Genomic DNA, 3,136 nt, shown 5'->3' with positions numbered 1-3,136 from the left:
TATCTGGCCGATCTGGAAGCCGACCCCGAACGTCTGGAAGAAATTGCCCGACGCTTGCAACAGTTGCAGGATCTTCAACGCAAATATCATTGTGACTTGCCGGGCTTAATCGCCAAACGCGATACCCTGCGTCAGGAACTGCAGGGAACAGAAAATCTGGAAAGCACACTGCTCGCCGCTGAGCAGGCTTTACTCAAAGCCAAAACGACCTATGTTCAACACAGCCATGCTCTCACGACGGCCCGGCAAGCCCGTCAGCAAGCTCTGGCTGACGCTGTTGCCGAACAAATCCGTCAGCTGGGCATGCCCCATGCTCAGGTTGAATTACGTATATCCAGCCACCCGGAAGAAGAAAAATTCTGGCGTGACTCCGGCTGGGATCAGACAGAAATCTGGATTACCGCCAACCCCGGCCATCCGGCTCAGGCCCTGGCCAAGGTAGCTTCCGGCGGAGAACTCTCGCGTATCAGTCTGGCCTTGCAGGTCATTCTGGCTGCACCTGAGCGCATTGACACCCTGATTTTTGATGAAGTGGATGTGGGCATTGGTGGAGCCGTTGCCGAACGCGTAGGACGCCTGCTCCGCCGCCTTGGCGCGCAGCAGCAGGTGCTTTGTGTCACCCATCTTGCCCAGGTGGCGGCACAGGGCCACCACCACCTGCACATTGAAAAACAGGTGCAGGATGGTCAAACCCTCAGCGCCATAAACCCCCTGCAAGCGGCACAACGTCAGCAGGAAATTGCCCGCATGCTTGGCGGCATTGATCTCAACACGGCCGTATACGAGGCGGCGGCGACGCTTCTTGCCAATGTGGACGCATAACCCAAAAAACGGCGCGGGCTTGGGGGCTGTAGCCGATAATCTACACTAGGCCGCTGGCCCTCAGTCGCATACACTGGTTTCCGGCAATGCGCTGCCCATGTTCAGGGCAACCGGCATGGAGGAGTGGATGGCTGCGGACTTTATGGAAGAACAGAACACCGGACAAAAGATCATGGACTCCCCGGCTAAAGATCATCGTGGCGCCATTTCGATTCCCCGAAGCGTCCTGTTTTTTGCCATTATCATCCTGTTTCTGGTCGCGGGGGTCGTATTTGCGGCCATCCAGGCGATTCATACCCTGGGCGACAGCAGCAATACACTGATTGAAATTGGCTTGCCACTGCAAAAGCAATTACTGGAAATTCATGGACAACAACGTCAGGCCGAATTTTATCAGGATCTGGCGCAGGTCCTGCCCCACTCTGGTTATGAAGCCACCTTTGCCCACCTGATTCATCACGAGCAAACGTCATTACAGACACTACAGACCGGCGCAACAGCCTACCCCCAACTTGCCAACGCACTCCAACAACTACAAGTGAGTCTGAGCAATTATTTGCAGTCCGCAAATGCACCAGGCTCAGGGCAGGCGGCGGTGCTCGACGGCAAAGCCAGCCGGATGGCTGTAGAGGCGCGTTTTCATGACGTTCATCAGGCTATGCAGTCCCTACTGCTCAGCCAGGGAGAGGCGGCAGCGGCAGCGCGTTCTCAGGCCGTGCAACTGCTTTATGCACTGGTAGTCATCACGGCGCTGCTCAGCCTGTTGATACCCTGGCGGGTTGCCACGGCCTTGACCCGGCCATTAAAGGACTTCCGTCTGGCCCTGGAAGATATCGGGGCGGGTAAAGTCGCCCATGTTGCCAGTGATGGACCCCAGGAATTGCGCGATCTGGCCCGCAGTATCGACAGCATGCAGGCCCGCCTGCGGGAAGAAGAGCGCCTGCGCCACCAATTTCTCAGCCAGGTCTCTCACGAACTGAAAACCCCTCTGGCCTCAGCCCGTTCCGGCAGTGAATTACTGCTCAGCGAGCGCATCGGCCCGCTTCTGCCACGGCAACGCGAAGTCCTCGAAATTGTCGTCCGTCAGGTCAAGGAATTATATGCGGCTATTCAGGAAATGCTCGACATGCATGCCTTACAGGCGCAATCCCTGGATTTTTCACCCCAAACTGTCAAAGTATCCGAGATTCTCGAAGATCTGCTAAAACGCATGCAGCCATTGACTGAAAAAAAGCAGCAAACCCTGATTTGTGAGAGCCATGCACCGCTGGAAGTGTACGCCGACCCACAACGCTTGCGGCAAATTCTCAGCAACCTGGTCAGCAACGCCAACAAATACAGCTCAGCCGGCGGACAAATCCGCGTGCAGGCCATTGCCGAACAGCAGGGCGTTCTGTTCCGGGTAGAAGATGAAGGCCCGGGTATTCCTGAAGCCTTGCTGGAACGGGTATTTGAACGTTTTTATCAGGTTCCGGTCAGTAACAGCTTACCCCGGGGTACCGGATTGGGATTGGCCATCACCCGCGAACTGGTAGCCGCTCAAGACGGCTGGATACGCATTCAAAACCGTCCACAGGGAGGGCTCAGCGCAGAAATCTGGCTACCCTCTTCTCCTCAGAAGGCAGCTCATTGATGTACCGATTATTGCTTACGATCCGCTCACTCGGCACCTTCAGTATCCTATTGTTTCTGGGAGCCTGTGCAATGATTCATCCGGCAGCACCTGCTCAGCCCAAAGCCGCGCCGCTGCCGCTCTCGGAAACGCCCCGACCGTTTCTGCTCAAGGCATTGCATGACTGCGGACCCGCTACCTCCGCCAGTTGCGCCAATATTCATCTTGCGCTGGCAAACAGTTATCTCAGCAGTGGTCCCCTCAATAAAACCGCCCTGGGCAACGCCGCCCGGGAGCTGGAAATGGCTTCACAAAACCGTGTGTTGGCCAGTCAGACCCTGCCGCTCAGGCGCAGCGTCAACGCTCTGCTGGAAAATATCGCCACCCTGCAACACTACAGAGCCCGCATTCAGCAAAACAAAGCTCAGGCTATCGCTGCACAAAATGCTGCAGATACCGCACAAGCGCGGCTTCAACGTCTGAAATCCCTGCTGCACCAGCATGCAGAAAAAACCCTGGAAGCGCATGGCGCGCCCTTACCCTGAGATGCGTAAAACCATGCCCACCATTCTCATTATTGATGATGATCCGGATTTCTTGAGGCTGCTGGGTTTGTGGCTGGAAAGTGAAGATTACCGGGTACTGAGCAGCAACAATCCGCTGCAAGGTCTGGAGCTTCTGGATCAGGAAAATGTGGATTTG

General features: G+C 56.0%; 3 protein-coding genes. All 3 read left to right on the top strand.

The window, feature by feature from the left end:
- Nucleotides 1-822: DNA repair protein RecN (locus AC2VLY_RS15000; RefSeq protein WP_486922550.1), on the top strand; the 822-nt coding region annotated here is incomplete at its 5' end.
- 127 nt (nt 823-949) lie between these two features.
- Nucleotides 950-2,455 (top strand): sensor histidine kinase, encoded by a 1,506-nt coding sequence (locus tag AC2VLY_RS14995; RefSeq protein ID WP_193650921.1) that lies wholly within the window; start codon nt 950-952, stop codon nt 2,453-2,455.
- 71 nt (nt 2,456-2,526) lie between these two features.
- Nucleotides 2,527-2,979 carry a hypothetical protein gene (locus tag AC2VLY_RS14990; protein ID WP_486893236.1) on the top strand — a complete coding sequence of 151 codons (453 nt, stop codon included), beginning with the start codon at nt 2,527-2,529 and terminating at the stop codon, nt 2,977-2,979.
- The last annotated feature ends 157 nt before the right edge of the window (nt 2,980-3,136 follow it).

This window comes from Acidithiobacillus sp. TH-A36 (assembly GCF_057473445.1).
The sequence above is the reverse complement of the archived record's forward strand: the minus strand, read 5'-3'. Positions and strand labels throughout refer to the sequence as shown.

Coding starts and splice junctions, on each gene's coding strand:
- AC2VLY_RS14995 (WP_193650921.1), top strand. CDS start 950: ATGGCTGCGGACTTTATGGAAGAACAGAACACCGGACAAAAGATCATG.
- AC2VLY_RS14990 (WP_486893236.1), top strand. CDS start 2,527: ATGATTCATCCGGCAGCACCTGCTCAGCCCAAAGCCGCGCCGCTGCCG.